The sequence below is a fragment of the uncultured Flavonifractor sp. genome (genome assembly GCF_944387675.1).
In the GTDB taxonomy this organism is placed as follows: domain Bacteria; phylum Bacillota; class Clostridia; order Oscillospirales; family Oscillospiraceae; genus Flavonifractor.
The window spans coordinates 1-16,165 of the sequence record NZ_CALXFV010000047.1 but is presented as its reverse complement, the minus strand read 5'-3'; the positions used below and the strand labels follow the sequence as shown (position 1 = coordinate 16,165).

General features: G+C 66.3%; 15 protein-coding genes, 1 pseudogene and 1 riboswitch. Of the genes and pseudogenes, 2 read left to right on the top strand and 14 right to left on the bottom strand.

From position 1 onward, the window contains the following. The 3 genes and pseudogenes from Q0J74_RS06170 to Q0J74_RS06160 form a co-directional block, all read right to left on the bottom strand. Window positions 1-467, bottom strand: a pseudogene (locus Q0J74_RS06170) (aspartate kinase); the annotation flags it as partial. Between the two features lie 80 nt (window positions 468-547). Then, entirely contained in the window at window positions 548-1,759 is a 1,212-nt protein-coding gene (locus Q0J74_RS06165) for a homoserine dehydrogenase (protein WP_297212219.1), read from the bottom strand. Between the two features lie 31 nt (window positions 1,760-1,790). Continuing rightward, on the bottom strand, window positions 1,791-2,231 hold the full coding sequence (locus tag Q0J74_RS06160; protein WP_297212217.1) for an ACT domain-containing protein: 441 nt from the start codon (window positions 2,229-2,231) through the stop codon (window positions 1,791-1,793). A 178-nt stretch (window positions 2,232-2,409) separates the two neighbouring features. Here Q0J74_RS06160 and ytvI point away from each other — a divergent pair, with 178 nt between their 5' ends. Further along, window positions 2,410-3,489 (top strand): sporulation integral membrane protein YtvI, encoded by a 1,080-nt coding sequence (gene ytvI / locus Q0J74_RS06155; RefSeq protein ID WP_297212215.1) that lies wholly within the window; start codon window positions 2,410-2,412, stop codon window positions 3,487-3,489. A 126-nt stretch (window positions 3,490-3,615) separates the two neighbouring features. Here ytvI and Q0J74_RS06150 read toward each other — a convergent pair whose 3' ends face one another. The 9 genes from Q0J74_RS06150 to Q0J74_RS06110 form a co-directional block, all read right to left on the bottom strand. Next, complete coding sequence (locus Q0J74_RS06150; protein WP_297212214.1) at window positions 3,616-5,241, bottom strand: amidohydrolase; 1,626 nt, start codon at window positions 5,239-5,241, stop codon at window positions 3,616-3,618. Between the two features lie 66 nt (window positions 5,242-5,307). Further along, window positions 5,308-6,789, bottom strand: coding sequence for an alanine/glycine:cation symporter family protein (locus tag Q0J74_RS06145; protein ID WP_297212212.1), 1,482 nt, complete (start codon window positions 6,787-6,789; stop codon window positions 5,308-5,310). 112 nt (window positions 6,790-6,901) lie between these two features. Next, window positions 6,902-7,086, bottom strand: a riboswitch (Lysine riboswitch). Between the two features lie 103 nt (window positions 7,087-7,189). After that, complete coding sequence (locus Q0J74_RS06140; protein ID WP_297212209.1) at window positions 7,190-9,121, bottom strand: YgiQ family radical SAM protein; 1,932 nt, start codon at window positions 9,119-9,121, stop codon at window positions 7,190-7,192. Between the two features lies 1 nt (window position 9,122). Continuing rightward, window positions 9,123-10,304: a bifunctional histidine phosphatase family protein/GNAT family N-acetyltransferase gene (locus Q0J74_RS06135; protein ID WP_297212206.1), complete on the bottom strand. Its 1,182-nt coding sequence runs from the start codon at window positions 10,302-10,304 to the stop codon at window positions 9,123-9,125. Window positions 10,305-10,351: 47 nt separating this feature from the next. Further along, window positions 10,352-10,687, bottom strand: coding sequence for a DUF6054 family protein (locus tag Q0J74_RS06130; RefSeq protein ID WP_297212202.1), 336 nt, complete (start codon window positions 10,685-10,687; stop codon window positions 10,352-10,354). Window positions 10,688-10,699: 12 nt separating this feature from the next. Further along, window positions 10,700-11,617: a dihydroorotate dehydrogenase gene (locus Q0J74_RS06125; protein WP_297212199.1), complete on the bottom strand. Its 918-nt coding sequence runs from the start codon at window positions 11,615-11,617 to the stop codon at window positions 10,700-10,702. Further along, window positions 11,610-12,389, bottom strand: a complete 780-nt coding sequence (locus tag Q0J74_RS06120) for a dihydroorotate dehydrogenase electron transfer subunit (RefSeq protein WP_297212196.1) — start codon at window positions 12,387-12,389, stop codon at window positions 11,610-11,612. The genes Q0J74_RS06125 and Q0J74_RS06120 overlap by 8 nt, the downstream gene beginning before the upstream one ends. A 12-nt stretch (window positions 12,390-12,401) precedes the next feature. Next, window positions 12,402-13,328: an orotidine-5'-phosphate decarboxylase gene (pyrF, locus tag Q0J74_RS06115; protein ID WP_297212193.1), complete on the bottom strand. Its 927-nt coding sequence runs from the start codon at window positions 13,326-13,328 to the stop codon at window positions 12,402-12,404. 36 nt (window positions 13,329-13,364) lie between these two features. Continuing rightward, window positions 13,365-14,648: a dihydroorotase gene (locus Q0J74_RS06110; RefSeq protein ID WP_297212190.1), complete on the bottom strand. Its 1,284-nt coding sequence runs from the start codon at window positions 14,646-14,648 to the stop codon at window positions 13,365-13,367. 176 nt (window positions 14,649-14,824) lie between these two features. Here Q0J74_RS06110 and Q0J74_RS06105 point away from each other — a divergent pair, with 176 nt between their 5' ends. After that, window positions 14,825-15,001: a hypothetical protein gene (locus Q0J74_RS06105; protein ID WP_297212186.1), complete on the top strand. Its 177-nt coding sequence runs from the start codon at window positions 14,825-14,827 to the stop codon at window positions 14,999-15,001. Window positions 15,002-15,043: 42 nt separating this feature from the next. Here the strand turns inward: Q0J74_RS06105 and sigE are convergent, their stop codons facing one another. Together sigE and Q0J74_RS06095 are read right to left on the bottom strand one after the other, a co-directional pair. After that, entirely contained in the window at window positions 15,044-15,763 is a 720-nt protein-coding gene (gene sigE, locus Q0J74_RS06100) for an RNA polymerase sporulation sigma factor SigE (protein ID WP_297212183.1), read from the bottom strand. Between the two features lie 24 nt (window positions 15,764-15,787). Further along, window positions 15,788-16,165 (bottom strand): sigma-E processing peptidase SpoIIGA (locus Q0J74_RS06095; RefSeq protein WP_297212180.1); only part of this gene is annotated, 378 nt, incomplete at its 5' end.

Sequence of the window (16,165 nt, the reverse complement as noted above, 5' to 3'; positions counted from 1 at the left end):
GAGGTGTCCGAACCCCCCCGGCCCAGGGTGGTGATGTCGTCATACTTGTTGATGCCCTGGAAGCCGGTGACAATGACGATGGCCTTCTTGTCCAGCTCGGCCAGCACCCGCTCGGTGTCCACCCGCTTGATCCGGGCGTCGCCGTAGGAGGAGTTGGTGCGGAAGCCGGCCTGCCAGCCGGTGAGGGAGATCACGGGATAGCCCATGGCCTCGATGGCCATGGCGCACAGGGAACAGGAGATCTGCTCGCCGGTGGACAGGAGCATATCCATCTCCCGCTTGGAGCCGTTTGGATTGATCTCCGCGGCCTTGGCGATCAGATCATCGGTGGTGTCCCCCTGGGCGGAGAGCACCGCCACAACGCTGTGGCCCCGGCGATAGGTCTCGGTGATGATGCGGGCCACGTTGCGGATGCGGTCCGCGTCCGCAACGGAGCTGCCGCCGAATTTTTGTACAATGAGTCCCATTGGTGTTTGTACCCCCTAAATCAAGGAAAATCTATTGCTGCCGCCCGCTGTGGTATCCTATGCCGAGGCGGCGGGGCTGGTCAATCCAGCACCCGGAAGACCGAGCAGGTCTTCAGACCGGCCAGACGCTCCTCCAGGCGGGCGCGGGTCATGGCCACGCTCACCAGGGCGAACTCCCCCGCCGGCGCCCCGGCCCGGGCCAGCAGCGTCCGCTCCGGGAAGGCGGACTTGACCTGCTCCGCCGTCCCCTCCACCCGGACATACCAGGCGCTCTCCAGTCCGTCGGGCGAGACGGTCACATCCTCCCCGCCCTCGCTCCAGAACATCCGCTTCTTCTCGTCCCGGTGCTTGGCCGCGTCGATGACGTCGGCCACCACCGCTGAGGCGGTGGGCAGCTTGCCGGCCCCCCGGCCGTAGAACATCACGTCTCCGATGGCGTTGCCCTTCACGGTGATGGCGTTGAACACGTCCTCCACCCCCGCCAGGGGGTCCTCCCCATCCACCAGATGGGGGGCCACATAGGCGCACACCTTCCCGTCCGCCCGGTGGATGGCCCGGCCCAGCAGCTTGATCTTCTTCCCGCAGGACTCGGCGTAAGCCACGTCCGCCAGGGTCACGGCGGTGATGCCCTGGGTGGGTACCTGGCGGGGATAGACGTGGCGCCCGAAGGCCAGGGAGGCCAGGATGCAGATCTTCCGGCAGGCGTCGTGGCCCTCGATGTCGGCGGTGGGGTCCTGCTCGGCATAGCCGTTCTGCTGAGCCTCCTTCAGCGCCGCGTCGAAGCTCAGCCCGGCGCGGATCATCCGGGTGAGGATATAGTTGGTGGTGCCGTTGAGGATGCCGCACAGCTCCTCAATCTCATTGGCCGCCAGGCACTGGTTCAGGGGCCGGATGATGGGGATGCCGCCCCCCACGCTGGCCTCGAACAGATAGCTGACCCCGTGCTCCTGGGCCAGCCGCAGCAGCTCGCAGCCGTGCTCGGCCACCAGCTCCTTGTTGGAGGTGACCACGCTCTTGCCCGCCGCCAGCGCCCGGCGGGTAAAGTCCAGGGCCACCTTGGCCCCCCCGATGGTCTCCACCACAATGTTAACCTCCGGGTCGTTTTCAATGAGGCTGAAATCGTGTACCACCTTGTCCGCGAAAGGGCTGTCGGGAAAGTCCCGCACATCCAGAATATATTTCAGGCGGATCAGATCGTCCACCTTCCGGTCGATGTGGGGGCCGTTGGTGGCCAGTACCTCCGCCACGCCGGAACCCACCACGCCGAAGCCCAGGATCGCCACGTTCACCATGCTATGCTCTCCTTTCTCTTCACCGGGCTCCTCAGCCCGCCAATATCTCGCACCGCAGCACCGCCTGCTGCCCCAGCACCTGCTCCAGCAGCTCCTCCAGGGGAATCTGAAGTCCGGAGGTCTCCGCCCCAATGGTCACCGCCGCGCAGCCGTTGACCGGTATGGCCTGGTTGATGGTGAGAATATTCCCGCCGGTCTGGGCAAAAATACGCAGGACCGAGGACAATCCCCCCGGCTCATCCTTCAGCAGAATCTGAAAGGTGACGATACGGCCGTGGAGCATGTCGTTGAAGGGGCGCACCGCGTCCTTGTACTTGTAAAAGGCGCTGCGGCTGATGCCCACCTGCCGGGCCGCCAGATTCACCGTGTCCACCTCGCCGGTCTCCAGCAGGCGCTTGGCCTCCGCCACCTTCAAAAACACCTCCGGCAGCGCGCTTGCCTCCACAATAAAGTAGTTTGGTCTCTTTCCCATGGCAACCTCCCCGCCACTGTCCATATCAGAAAGCCATTTGTCTGTGTCATGTGGTCTATTGTAGCACATCACCGCCTCCGGCCGCAAGGGCAGGCGGACCCGCAGCCTGCCGATTTCCCGCCGGCCCCGCTCCCCGTTTTTCGTCATTTTATACATATCAGCCGAGGGAGGAACCGGTATGCCGGAGCGGAGACCTGTACACCTGCTGCTTCAGCTGGCATACGCCGCGCTGCTGGCGGGCGGGGTGTGGCTGGCGGCCTGGGCGGCGCTGACCTGGCTGCTGCCCTTTTTGGCGGCCCTGGGGCTGTCGGCCCTGCTGGAGCCGGCGGTGGGCCTGCTCACCCGCCGGTTGGGCCTGAGCCGCCGCTGGGCGGCGGGGCTGTGTACGGCGGGACTGGCGGGCGGTCTGCTGGCCGGGATGGGGGCGCTGGCCTGGCGGGTGGGGTACGAGCTTGCGGTGCTGCTCAACCGGCTGCCCCTGCTGATGGCCGGGCTGCCCGATCTGGCCGGGGAGCTGGAGGGGCGGCTCTACCGGTTTCTGGTGGCCCTTCCCCTCCCCCTCCAGGAGCCGGTGGGCGCCGCGCTGGACGCCCTGGCGGCCCAGGGGGCGGGCTGGCCGGCCAGGCTGTATGCGCAGCTGACCGCCCTGGCCGGGCGGATGGCCTCCGCCCTGCCCTCCCTCCTGCTCTCCCTCTTCACCGCGCTGCTGGCCACCTACCTGATGAGCGCCTGCCGGCCGGAGCTGGCCGGCTGGGCGGAGCGGCTGCTGCCGCCCCCCTGGCGGGACACCCTGGGGCGGCTGGGACGGGAGCTGAAGGGGGCGCTGGGCGGCTGGCTCAAGGCCCAGCTGCTGCTCATGCTCCTCACCTTCGGGGTGCTCACCGCCGGGCTGCTGCTGCTGCGGGTGGAACCGGCCCTGCTGTTGGCGGGGCTGATCGCCCTGCTGGACGCGCTGCCTCTCTTCGGCGCGGCGGTGATTCTGGTCCCCTGGGCCGCTGGCGCCCTGCTGGGGGGCTACCCTCTTCTGGGGGCGGGGCTGCTGGTGCTGTGCGGGGTGGTCATCCTGACCCGCGGCCTGCTGGAGCCCCGGCTGGTGGGCGGCCAGGTGGGACTCCACCCTCTGGCCGCCCTGGCGGGGCTGTATGTGGGCTTCCGGCTTCTGGGGGTGGCCGGCATGTTTCTGGCCCCCCTCTTTCTGGTGCTGGTCAAGGGACTGTGGACCTGCGGAATCCCGGGGCGGCATCCGCCCGCCCCGTAGCCCGGCGCGCAAACCGGGGGGCGCCGCTCGCGCAGCGCCCCCCGGAGCCTGTGAAATGCGTGGCATACCGCTTGTCCGGGCCGGCCGCCTCCGGAGGGGACCCGATGCCCCCGCGGGCGCGGCCCGCTACTCCCCCGCCCGGTAGACGCAGCGTCCCCCCACGTAGGTGGCCAGGACGGGAATCTCCCCGATGGCGTAAGGGTCCGTATCAAAGGGATTGTCCCCCAGCACCACAAAGTCCGCCAGGCAGCCCGGCGCGATGCGCCCCTTGCACCCCTCCTCAAAGGTGGCGTGGGCGCTGTGGATGGTGTAGCTGTCCACCGCCTGCTGCACGGTCAGGGCCTCTTCCGGCAGATAGGGTCCCGCCCGGTCCTTCAGGGTGCAGCGGGTGACCGCGCACTGGATGCAGGCCAGCGCCCGGGGCAGCTCCACCGGGCAGTCCGTGCCGGAGGAGGTCCAGACGCCGGAATCCATCAGGGTGCGGAAGGCATAGCTGGTGGAGGCCAGCTGGGGTCCCACCCGCTGCTCCACCATATGGATATCATAGTCCAGGAAAATGGGCTGGATATACGCGTGCAGCTCCAGGGCGGCAAAGTCCGCCAGCTGGTCGGGGCGGGTGATCTGGCAGTGGACCACGCCGTGGCGGTGGTCCGCCCGGGGGTTCTCCGCCAGGGCCTTCTTGTAGGCGCGCAGCACCCGATCCAGAATGCCGTCGCCGATGGCGTGTACCGCCACCTGCATGCCATGGCGGTTGGCGCAGCCGATGAGGGCGTCAAACTGCTGCTGGGTGTAGATGGGAATGCCCCGGTCGCCGGGCTTGTCGGCGTAGTCCCGGCTCAGGTAGGCGCTGCGGGCGCCCAGGGAGCCGTCCCCCAGGATCTTCAGCGGACCCACCTTCACCCACTCGTCCCCCCAGCCGGTGTTGTAGCCCTCGGCCAAAAAGGCTTCCAGCTCCTCCACCGTGGTGAGCTGGGCCTGCTGGGCCATGCGCACGGTCATCCTGCCCTCCGCCTCCAGCTGGCGGTAGGCCGCCATAATGTCGTGCCAGTCCACGTTGGCAAACACCGTAAAGTCGTCCGTCTGGCAGGAGGTGACGCCATAGGAATTGAGGTGAGCCTGGGCGTCCAGCAGCATGGCCTTCAGCTCCTCCACCCCGGGGCGGGGCAGCTTGGCGTAGACCAGCTCCATCCCGTTCTCCCGGAACACGCCATTGGGCTTGCCGTCCTCGCCCAGCTCAAAGCAGCCGCCCTCCGGCTGGGGGGTATCGGCCGTGACGCCGATCAGCTCCAACGCCTTGGTGTTCACCACGCAGGTGTGGCCGCAGGTGCGGATGATGCACACCGGGTGCCGGGTGCTCACCTGGTCCAGGTCGTGCCGGTTGGGGAAGCGGGACTCGTCGGTAAAATAGTCGTGGTTCCAGCCCCGGCCCCGCACCCACTGGCCGGGGGCAAACCCCTTCTCCTTCAAAAACGCCCGCATGGTCTCCAGCACCTGGGCCAGGGAGCCGGTGTTGGACGACAGGTCGGCCACCTGCAGGGCGTAGCCGTAGCTGAGCAGGTGCATGTGGGAGTCGTTGAACCCCGCACAGACAAAGCGGCCCTGCAAATCCACCAGCATTCCGCCCTCCTCCGCCAGGGTCAGCGCCTCCCGGCTGGTACCGGCAAAGACAAAGCGGCCGTCCTCCACGGCAAACGCCTCCGCCAGAGGCAGGCTGCCTGTATAGACCTGTCCGCCGTAATAGATGGTACGCATGGTCATGCTCCTTTCCGGACAGAGGGCGGCCGGGACATCGCTGCCCCGGCCGAACCGCTCCGCCGCTTATGTTCTTTTGCCCTGCTCCGCCGCCAGCGCGGCCTTCACCTCGGGCTTGTCCTCATAAAAGATTACCGCGTTGGGGTCCAACGTGCCGATGTGCATGTACCGGGCCTTGTAGTCCTTGAGCAGCTTGAAGTACTGGCCGGACAGGATGAGAATCACCGCCACATTGATGAAGGTGGGAATCCCGCTTGTGATGTCCACAAGGGTCCAGATGCTCAGATCGCCCACGTAGATGAGATACAGCGTGAGCACGAAGGGCGGCACGGCGTAAAAGTACTTGAACAGAATCAGCAGGTACTTTTTGATCTGGGGATGGTTCTTGGCCAGATGGCGCAGCACCGCCTCGTAGTAGACATACCAGCCGCCGGAGGTGGTGACGGAGAACACGATCATGATGAGGGTCAGCACCACCGTTCCAAAAAGGCCGAAGCTGTTTGTGAAGACGTTGAGGGCCAGGGTGGCGTTTGTGGCTCCGCTGGTCCACTCGCCGGAGACCAGCACGGTCAGCGCCGTGATGGAGCACACGATGAAGGTGTCCACAAAGACCTCAAAGGAGCCCCAGAGTCCCTGTTCAACCGGGTGGCGGGTCTTGCTGGAGGCGTGCACCATGGGGCTGGAGCCCCAGCCGGCCTCATTGGAGTACACACTGCGGGCCATGCCCGTGGAGATGACCTGGGAAACCGTGGCCCCCGCAAAGCCGCCCACCGCCGCGGTGCCGGAGAAGGCCTGGCTGAAAATGGCGCCCAGAGTGGGCAGGATGTTCTCATAGTGCATGGCGATGATAATCAGACCCAGGATGAGATAGGACAGGCTCATCACAGGGACCAGCTTGGTGAGGATCTGACCCAGCTTCTTCACGCCGCCCCAGATCATCAGATAGAGAATGGCCACAATAATCAGGGCCGCGATGGCCTGGGGAATCCCCAGGGACTGGGCCACCACCTCGGAGGTGGTGAAGGTGGAGGCGCTGATGAAGAAGGTGGAGAAAATGCCGATGCCGAACACAAAGGCCAGCGGCATCCACAGCTTGCCCCAGTGGCGCTCTTCCCCCAGGCCCCGCTCCATGTAGTAGGTGGGACCGCCGTAGGGTACGCCGTTTTCGTCGGTGCGCCGGTAGTAGACCGCCAGCGACACCTCCACCTGCTTGATGAGCATCCCCAGAAAGGCGGTCAGCCACATCCAAAACACGGCGCCCGGACCGCCGGCGGTGACGGCGGTGGCCACGCCGGCGATGTTGCCGAAGCCCACCGAGCCGCCTACCGCAGTGGCAATGGCTTCATAGGGCGTCAGAAGGCCCTTCTCCTCCCCCGGCTCGGCGTCCTGATGAAACAGCCGGCCCAGCGTGCGGCTGAAGATATACCCCAGATGGCGCACCTGGAAGAACCCGGAGCGCAGGGTAAAGTACGCCCCTGTGGCAATCATCAGCACAATGAGGGGCGGACCCCAGATAAAGTTGTTCAGCGCGTTCAGAAATTGACTCATGGTGAAACACCCTCCCTGTTCTCCCGAACACCTGCACAATGCCGCCCCTCCACACACAAAAAGGGACAGCAACGCCGGCTTTGCATTGCTGTCCCCTGGAAGCTCTCTCGCAAAAACCAATAGCGCCATCACTTTTCCATCAAAAGTGAGAGTGTGCAGCCTATTTGCCTGCACCCCAACAGCGCCCGCGCCGCCGCGCCGGGTCCTGTTTCGGCGGAATACCCTTTCCCGACGGGGTCTTCTGGCCGGCAGGCCTCACCCGGCGGTACTCTTGCAGTCCGCGCCTCTATTGTGCGGTATTCGATTTGTTCCATATCATAGCCCACCTGGAAAGCCCTGTCAACATATTTTGATAAATATGCAAAATTTTGTATCCTTTCCCCAGGCGGAGGCGGAGGTTTCAGCTTCGTTTTTTCCTGGGCCGGGCATTCTTTTTGGGCTTGGCCGCCGCCCAGCCCGGCTTTTTGGCCGGTTTGGGGGGGCGGGCCGGCTCCGCCGCCTGCCGGCTTGTTCCCGGCTTGCCCGCGGGGGGCTTCCGGTGCTCCGGCCGGAGCAGGCACTCCTTGCCGTAGCCGATCAGGTCCTCCCGGTGGGCCGCCTGGAGGGCCTCCCGCACCAAAGCCCGCTTTTCCGGCCGCTTCCACTGCATCAGCGCCCGCTGCATGGCCTTCTCATGGGGGTCTCTGGGGACATACACCGGCTCCATGGTCCGGGGGTCTATGCCGGTATAGTACATGCAGGTGGACAGGGTGCCGGGGGTGGGATAGAAGTCCTGCACCTGCTCCGGCTGGCGGCCGGACTTGTTCAGCCACTCCGCCAGACGCACCGCGTCGGCCAGGGTACAGCCCGGGTGGGAGGACATGAGATAGGGAACCAGATACTGCTCCTTGCCGTATTTCCGGTTGAGGCGCTCATACTTCTGCCGGAACCGCTCGTACACGGCGATGTGGGGCTTGCCCATGCAGTCCAGCACGCTGTCCACACAGTGCTCCGGCGCCACCTTCAGCTGGCCGGAGACGTGGTGCTTCACCAGCTCGGCAAAGAACTCCCCGCTCTTGTCCTGGAGCATATAGTCAAACCGGATGCCGGAGCGGATGAACACCTTCTTCACCCCCGGCACCGCCCGGATCTTCCGCAGCAGCAGCAGATAGTCGGTGTGGTCGGCGTCCAGATTGGGACAGGGCCGGGGGGCCAGGCAGGCCCGGTCCCGGCACAGGCCCGCCCTGCGCTGCTTGGCGCAGGCCGGGCGGCGGAAGTTGGCGGTGGGTCCCCCCACGTCGTGGATGTACCCCTTGAACCCGGGGTGACGGGTCAGCGCCTCCACCTCCCGCAGCACGCTCTCATGGCTGCGGGCGGAGATGATCCGTCCCTGGTGGAAGGCCAGGGAACAGAAGTTGCACGCCCCGAAGCAGCCCCGGTTGTGGGCCACTGAGAAGCGCACCTCCTCAATGGCCGGCACGCCCCCCATGCCGTCGTACATGGGATGGGGCTCCCGGACATAGGGCAGCTCCGCCACAAAGTCCAGCTCCGCCGTGGTCAGGGGCATGGCGGGGGGATTGACGATGAGCAGCTGCGCCCCGTGGCGCTGGAGAATGGCCCTCCCCCGCACCGGGTCGTGCTCCTCATACTGAATCCGGTTGGCCAGGGCGTACTGCCGCTTGTCGGCCCGCACCTGCTCAAAGGAGGGACACTCCACCATGGGATAGGCGCACTGGTCGGGACCGGCGCCAAGAAAGGCGGTCCCCCTTACATCCCTGATCTCTCCGATGGGGGTGCCGGCGGCCAGCCGGGCGGCAATCTCCCGGGTGGCGGTCTCCCCCATGCCGTAGACCAGCAGATCGGCCTGGCTGTCCAGCAGCACCGAGCGGCGCACCTTGTCCTCCCAGTAGTCGTAGTGGGCGAACCGCCGCAGGGAGGCCTCCAGCCCGCCGATCACCAGGGGGATGTCCCCAAAGGCCTCCCGCACCTTGTTGGCGTAGACGATGGACGCCCGGTCGGGCCGCAGGCCGGCCCTGTTTCCCGGGGAATAGGCGTCGTCATGCCGCCGCTTTCTGGCGGCGGTGTAGTGGGCCACCATGGAGTCCAGGTTGCCTGCGGAGAGCATGACCCCCAGCCTGGGGCGGCCCAGGGCTGTAAAGCTCTCCACCTTGCGCCAGTCCGGCTGGGCCAGGATGGCCACCCGGTAGCCCTCCGCCTCCAGCACCCGGGAGATGATGGCCGGGCCGAAGGAGGGGTGGTCCACATAGGCGTCCCCGGTGAGGAGGAGAAAGTCGTACCAGTACCAGCCCCGCTCCTCCATGTCCGCCCTGGAGACGGGCAGAAATCCGTTCATCTTATCTTGCCCCATCCGTTTCTTCAAAGCCGATGTCCTTCTCCAGCAGGTCCAGCGGCACGCCGCCGGCCCCCTGGGTCTCCCCCACCTTTACAAACCCGTACTTCTTATAAAACCGCTGGGCCACGCCGTTCTCCGGGGCGCAGCGCAGCCGCAGCCGGGTGCGCCCCAGGGGCCGGTAGGCGGAGACCGCCTGACCGATGAGCTGGACGCCCAGCCCCTTTTTCCGGTACTCCGGCGCCATGTACACAAAGGGAATGTAGCCGATCCCCTCCGACGCCCAGCGCTCCAGATCCAGCTGGAGCACGCCGCAGAAGGCATCCCCCATCATGGCGGCCACCACCGCCTTGTGCGGATCCTGACGCCAGCAGCGCAGGGCGTCCTGCTGGAAGCCCTCGCTGTCACAGGGGGCCTCCGGGCCGTGAATGTCCCGCCAGGCGTCGGCCCGGGCCGCCCGGTAGCGCGCCCCGCCCTCCCCCTCCATATCCAGGGGAGAAAACCACAGGTTGGCGTCGGCCAGGCTGCTCTCCCGGGACTTCCACCACTTCTGCCGGGCCAGGGTGGAGATCTCCTCCGGCAGGTGGGAATTGTCGTTTTCAAACACCAGCCGGCAGATGCCGTACTTGTCCACCGTCAGGCAGGTGACCCCGGTGTTGTCGCTGTGGCCCAGCCCGTCCATCTCCCCCGGACCCAGGCCCCGGATGGCAGCCTGGAGGCAGCGGATGGCGGTGCCGTGGGAGAAGACGGCCACCGTCTGGTCCGGGTGGCACTGGGCAATGTCCCGCACCGCCTCCAGCATTCGCTTCTGCACCTGGGCAAAGCTCTCGCCCCCCTCCACCTGGAACTTGGGGGAGCTGTGGTTGAACTCGTACAGCATCTCCCCCTCCCGGTGGGACAGCTCCCCCCAGGGGGTGTCCTCCCAGACCCCCACACCGATCTCCCGCAAATCAGGGCGGGTGCGCAGCTCCAGCCCGTGGGAGACATAGATGGCCCTGGCGGTGGTCCTGGTGCGGAACAGGTCGCTGGCGTATACCGCGTCAATGGGGATGTTGTCAAACCGCCCCCGCAGGGCGGAAATCTGCCGGTAGCCGTTGTCGGTCACCAGGCTGTCGTACCAGCCGTGGACCCGGCGGTACAGGTTGCCCTCCGCCTCCGCGTGGCGGATGAGATAGATTCTGGTCATGTCTGTCTTTCCCTGCTCTCTCTGCTAAGTAGTCGTATGCCCCATGCTCAGAGCATGTAGGGGGAAAGGGCGTCTTCCACCACGCCCTCAAAGGATTCCGCCGCCCCCCAGTCGAAGCGGAACAGCCCCTCGCCGCCCCCGCCGCCGATGGTGTGTACCCGGGTGCGGCCGCTGAGATTGTCGATGGTGACGGTGAGGGTCAGGCGGTTACCCGCCCGCCAGTAGTGCTTTTCATACACCATCACCGCGCACTTCAGGCCGTTGGGACCCTGTAGAACATAGTGGTCCAGCAGCTCCCCGGTGATGCTGCCGTCCACAATGGCGCTGTGGATCAGATCCCCGCACTGCTCCAGGGAGCAGGACACATGATAGGTATTCGCCATGGATACTCCTTCCTACCAGGGGCGCACTCCGCCCGTCAGGTCCGACACCTTGTCAAGCCCCTGGCTACAAGCAAGTTCGGCCAATTCGTCCCGCACCCTGAGGGGGGCGTAGGGGTCGGCGAAGCAGGCGGTCCCCACCGCCACGGCACTGGCCCCCGCCAGCATCAGCTGGGCCGCGTCCTCCCCGCAGGCCACGCCGCCCATGCCCAGGATGGGCAGGTCCACCGCATTGGCCACCTCCCACACCATCCGCACCGCCACCGGCAGCACAGCGGGGCCGGACAGGCCGCCGGTGTTCCTTTTCAAAATGGGCCGGCGGGTATTCACGTCGATGCGCATCCCCCGCAGGGTGTTGATGAGGGAGAGGGCGTCCGCCCCGGCGTCCGCCACCGCCTTGGCGATCTCGGTGATGTCGGTGACGTTGGGGGAGAGCTTCACCATCACGGGGACGCCGGCGTGGGCCTTGGCCACCCGGGTCACCTCGGCGGCCAGCGACCGCCTGGTGCCGTAGGCCAGGCCGCCGGCCTTCACGTTGGGACAGGAGATGTTCACCTCAATCATGTCCACCCCCGCCGCCGACAGCTTCTCGCACAGGATGCCGTACTCCTCGGGGGTGTCGCCGGAGATGTTGGCGATCACCGCCAGATCGTGGCGGCGCAGCTCGGGCAGCTCATGGGCGATAAAGGCGTCCACTCCCGGGTTCTGAAGGCCCACGGAGTTGAGGATGCCCATGGGGGTCTCGGCAATGCGGGGGGGCGGATTGCCCTCCCGCCGGTGGAGGGTCAGACCCTTGGCACAGATGCCGCCCAGCTGGCTCAGGTCATAAAACTGGCCGTACTCCCGGCCGAAGCCAAAGGTGCCGGAGGCCGTCACAATGGGGTTTTTCAGCCGCACCCCCGCCAGATCGACGGACAGATCCACCTTACACATTCCAGTCCACCTCCCCGGCGTCAAATACCGGCCCGTCCTTGCACACGTGCTTCATGGTGCCGTCGGCCATCTGAATGGCGCAGCCCAGGCAGGCCCCCACCCCGCAGGCCATCCGCTCCTCCATGGACACCTGGCAGGGTACCCCGTACGCAGCCGCCGCCTGTGCCACGCTTTTCAGCATGGGCCTGGGGCCGCAGGCCAAAATAGCTGTAAAGTTTTTATCCTTTGCAAGAATGTCCCGCACCTGGGCGTCCACAAAGCCGTGGCGGCCCATGCTCCCGTCATCGGTGCAAAGGTATATCTCTTTACAGCAGTTCCGGAAGCGGTCGGCCAGGATGACCCGGTCCGCCGACCGGAAGCCCAGCACGGCCACGGTATTTTTATGGAAGCCCTCGGCGTAGCCCAGCAGAGGGGGGACGCCGATGCCGCCCCCCACCAGCAGGTAACGGCCCCCCTCCTCCACGGCAAAGCCGTTGCCCAGGGGGCCCAGCACGTCCACAACGTCCCCCGCTCTCCGCCGGGAGAGCCAGCGGGTCCCCGCCCCCTTCACCTCGAAGATAAGGGTGGCGGTGTTCTCCGGCTCGTCCTCCAGAGCATAGGCCACGGAGATGGGGCGGCGGAGGAGGTTGCCCTCCCCGCAGGCCACGTGGAGAAACTGTCCAGCGCGGAGCCCCTGCTCCTCCACCAGCTTCCCCACTTCCAGGGTCATCCACCAGGTGCTGTCGTTGAGGGGAGTCATCTCCACCACGGTACAGCGCTGTACAATGGGCATGCTCGTCCCTCCTTACCCGATGGTGATAAACCGGCAGATGTCGTCCCGCATGGCGAGGGCGGCGTTGCGGGCGGCCTGCTGGTAGTCCTGGCCGTCCTGGCCGGTCTTCTGCCAGGCGCAGATGATACCCCGGGAGGAGTTGACAATGGCCCCCCGGCCCTGGGCCTGGAAGGCGTACTGCACATCCTCGGCGGTGCCGCCCTGGGCGCCGTAGCCCGGCACCAGCAGGAAGGTGTGGGGCATCCGGGCGCGGATCTGCCTGAGCTCGTCGGGGTGGGTGGCCCCCGCCACGGCGCCGGCCATGGTGTAGCCGTACTTCCCCTCGGTACCCGCCCCCCATTTCTCAATGAGGTCGGCCATCAGGCCGTAGACGGTGTCCCCGTCCCCGGCAGTCACGTTTTGCAGCTCGCCGGAGCCGGGATTGGAGGTCTTGACCAGGGAGAAGGTACACTTGTCCAGCTGCCTGCACACCTTCAGGAAGGGGTTGACGCTGTCCCCCCCCATGTAGCCGTTGAGGGTGACGCAGTCGGCGTCAAACACCTTCAGCTCCCGCTCCCCCACCTTGACGGCGCCCAGCCAGGCGTCGGCATAGGCCTCGGCGGTGGAGCCGATGTCTCCCCGCTTGATGTCGGCGATGACGAAAAAGCCCTTCTCCTTGGCGTAGCGGATGGTGCGCTCCAGCACCTCCATCCCCCGCCAGCCCAGCCGCTCATAGTAGGCCGACTGGGGCTTGACGGCGGGGACAAGGCCGCACAGGGCGTCCATCAGCCCGCAGTTGAAGCGGTAGAGGGCCTCCGCCGCCCCCTCCAGCGTCTCACCGTACTGGGCGTAGCAGGCCCGGCGGATGGACAGGGGGACATACTCCGGCTTGGGGTCCAGACCCACCACGGTGGGGTTCTGGCAGGCGATAATTTTCTCTTGCAGCGCATCAAAGGACATACTTCTCAAACTCCTCTATTTCTGTATTTCCCGCGGTCAGGGCTTGTCCTGATAGATAACCCGGCCGCCCACGATGGTATATTTCACCTTCCCCTTCAGCTTTCTGCCGGCATAGGGGGTGTTGCGGCCCTTGGAGGCAAAGCGGGCGGGGTCCACCGTCCACTCCTCCATGGGGTCGAAGATGACCATATCCCCGTCCCCCCCGATGGACAGCCGGCCCTTGGCGGGCAGGCGGAGGATGCAGGCGGGGTTGATGGTCATTTTCCGCAGGATGTCGGACAGGGGCAGCTCCTTGGTGTGGTACAGGTAGGTGAGGGTCACCCCCAGGGCGGTCTCCAGACCCACCATGCCGCTGGGCGCCTCGGTCAGGGGCCGGTCCTTCTCCTGGGCGGAGTGGGGCGCGTGGTCGGTGGCGATGGCGTCAATGGTGCCGTCCTTCAGTCCCTCGATAATGGCCTCCACATCCGTGCGGGTGCGCAGGGGCGGGTTGACCCGGGCCATGGTCCCCTGGGTGAGAATCTCATCCTCGGTGAGGGAGAAGTACTGGGGACAGGTCTCGCAGGTGATCTGCACCCCCTTGCGCTTGTACCGCCGGACAATGGCCACCGACTTGGCGGTGGAGATGTGGCAGATGTGGACCGCCGCCCCCGTCTCCTCCGCCAGCATGGCGTCCCGGGCCACCATCAGCTCCTCCGCAATGGCGGGCCGGCCGCTGATGCGCAGCTGCCGGGAGATCCGCCCCTCGTTCACGGCGTAGTTTTTCACCATGTCCGCGTCCTCGCAGTGGGAGAGGATGGTCAAGTTCTGGCGGTGGGCCAGGATCAGGCCGTCCCGCATCAGGTTGGCGTTCTGCACCGGCACCCCGTCGTCGGACAGGGCCACCGCCCCCGCGGCCTTCAGGGCCTCAAAATCGGTGAGCTCCTGCCCCTTCTGCCCCCGGGACACCGCCCCGATGGGCCAGACGTGGACCCCGCAGGCCGCGGCCGCCTTCTGCCTGACATAGTCAAGGACCTCCGGCGTGTCGGTGGCCGGCTTGGTGTTGGGCATGCAGGCGATGGAGGTAAACCCGCCCCGGGCCGCCGCCGCCGCCCCGGTCTCGATGGTCTCCTTATACTCAAAGCCCGGCTCCCGCAGATGTACATGCATGTCCACCAGGCCGGCGCACACCGTCAGGCCCCCGGCGTCGATCACCTCCGCGTCCGACTCCCTGATGTCGCTGCCGATGACGGCCACCTTGCCGTCCTCCAGCAGAATATCCATGACGCCGCCGATGCCCCCCACCGGGTCCACCAGACGGCCCTGGCGTATCAGCAGTTTCACGCAATCGCTCCTTTCTCACGCAAAAAAAGGGTCCAGGCGCCTTCCCCGACCCTCCGCACGCGTTCGTCCATTCCTGTGTCTCATTATAACTGGTATCGCATTTTTTAGCAACGGATTTTTCTGTATTTCGGGCAATAATAGGGACGGACACCTGTACAAGAAGGGAGGGTCACAGCATGACCAAGCACGCGTTTCTGGAGGGCATGGGCCTGGGCGTTCTGGCCGGCGCCGCCATCGGCATGGCGGTGGCGGCCAGGGGGATGCAAAGCCCCGACATGCGCCGCATGGCGAAGAAGGCGGTCCGGCGGATGGACCACATGAAGGACGATCTGGCGGACACCCTGGGTTTCTGACCCCGTCCCTCAAAAATGGCCGCCCCAGGGCGGCCATTTTTGCTACATCAGCCGGAGAATCTCCCGCTTCAGCCGGGCGATGATCCGCTTCTCCAGCCGGGAGATGTAGGACTGGGAGATGCCCAGGCTGTCCGCCACCTCCTTCTGGGTGCGGGAGCGCCGGCCATCCAGGCCGAAGCGCAGGGTGATGATCTGCCGCTCCCGGCCGTCCAGCTTCTCCAGGGCGTCCAGCAGCAGCTTCCGGTCCACATCCTCCTCGATGGGCTTCATCACCAGGTCGGTCTCGGTACCCAGGATGTCGGAGAGCAGCAGCTCGTTGCCGTCCCAGTCGGTGTTCAACGGCTCGTCAAAGGAGACCTCGCTTTTCAGGTTGGCTGTCTTGCGCAGGTGCATGAGGATCTCATTTTCAATGCACCGGGAGGCGTAGGTGGCCAGCTTGATGTTTTTGGACGGCTGGAAGGTATTGATGGCCTTGATCAGGCCGATGGTGCCGATGGAGATCAGATCCTCGATCCCCACCCCGGTGTTCTCAAACCGCCGGGCGATGTACACCACCAGGCGCAGGTTGCGCTCGATGAGTTTGGCCCGCACCCCCTCCTCCCCCCGGTCCAGGCAGGCGATCAGCTCCGCCTCCTCCTCCCGGGAGAGAGGGGGCGGCAGGGTGTCGCTGCCCCCGATGTACATAATTTTGCCCGGCAGGCGCAGGCCCAGCCGGGCCAGGAGCCGCTGCAGGCCCACGTAGCAGCGCGTTTTCCAGCCCATTCCAGTTCCCCCTTCTCAGCTCCGTCAGGTTCCAATCAGCGCGCAGTAGCCCCCGCCGTCGGTGAGACGGGTGGGGGACAGGGCCAGCAGCAGCCCGCTCCACTCCTCTCCCCCCACCCTGGCTCCGTCCAGCCGGAGGGCCAGCAGCATTCCGCACTCCACCCCCACCGCCTGGTAGGGCAGCAGCCGGCAGCGGCCCCGCCAGCCCTGGCGGTCCAGCCGCTCCAGCAGGGCCGCCGGGTCCCGCAGCTCCTCCGCCGTGGGCGCCCGGCCGGCGGGAAAGAGGGCGCCCACCTTTTCCCCCTCCGCCACCATCACCGGCCGGCCGGTGGCGGGATCGGTGAGGGTGTTGCCCGTATCCACCAGGGCGGTGAGGGCCACCCGCCGCCCCTCCAGCCGGAG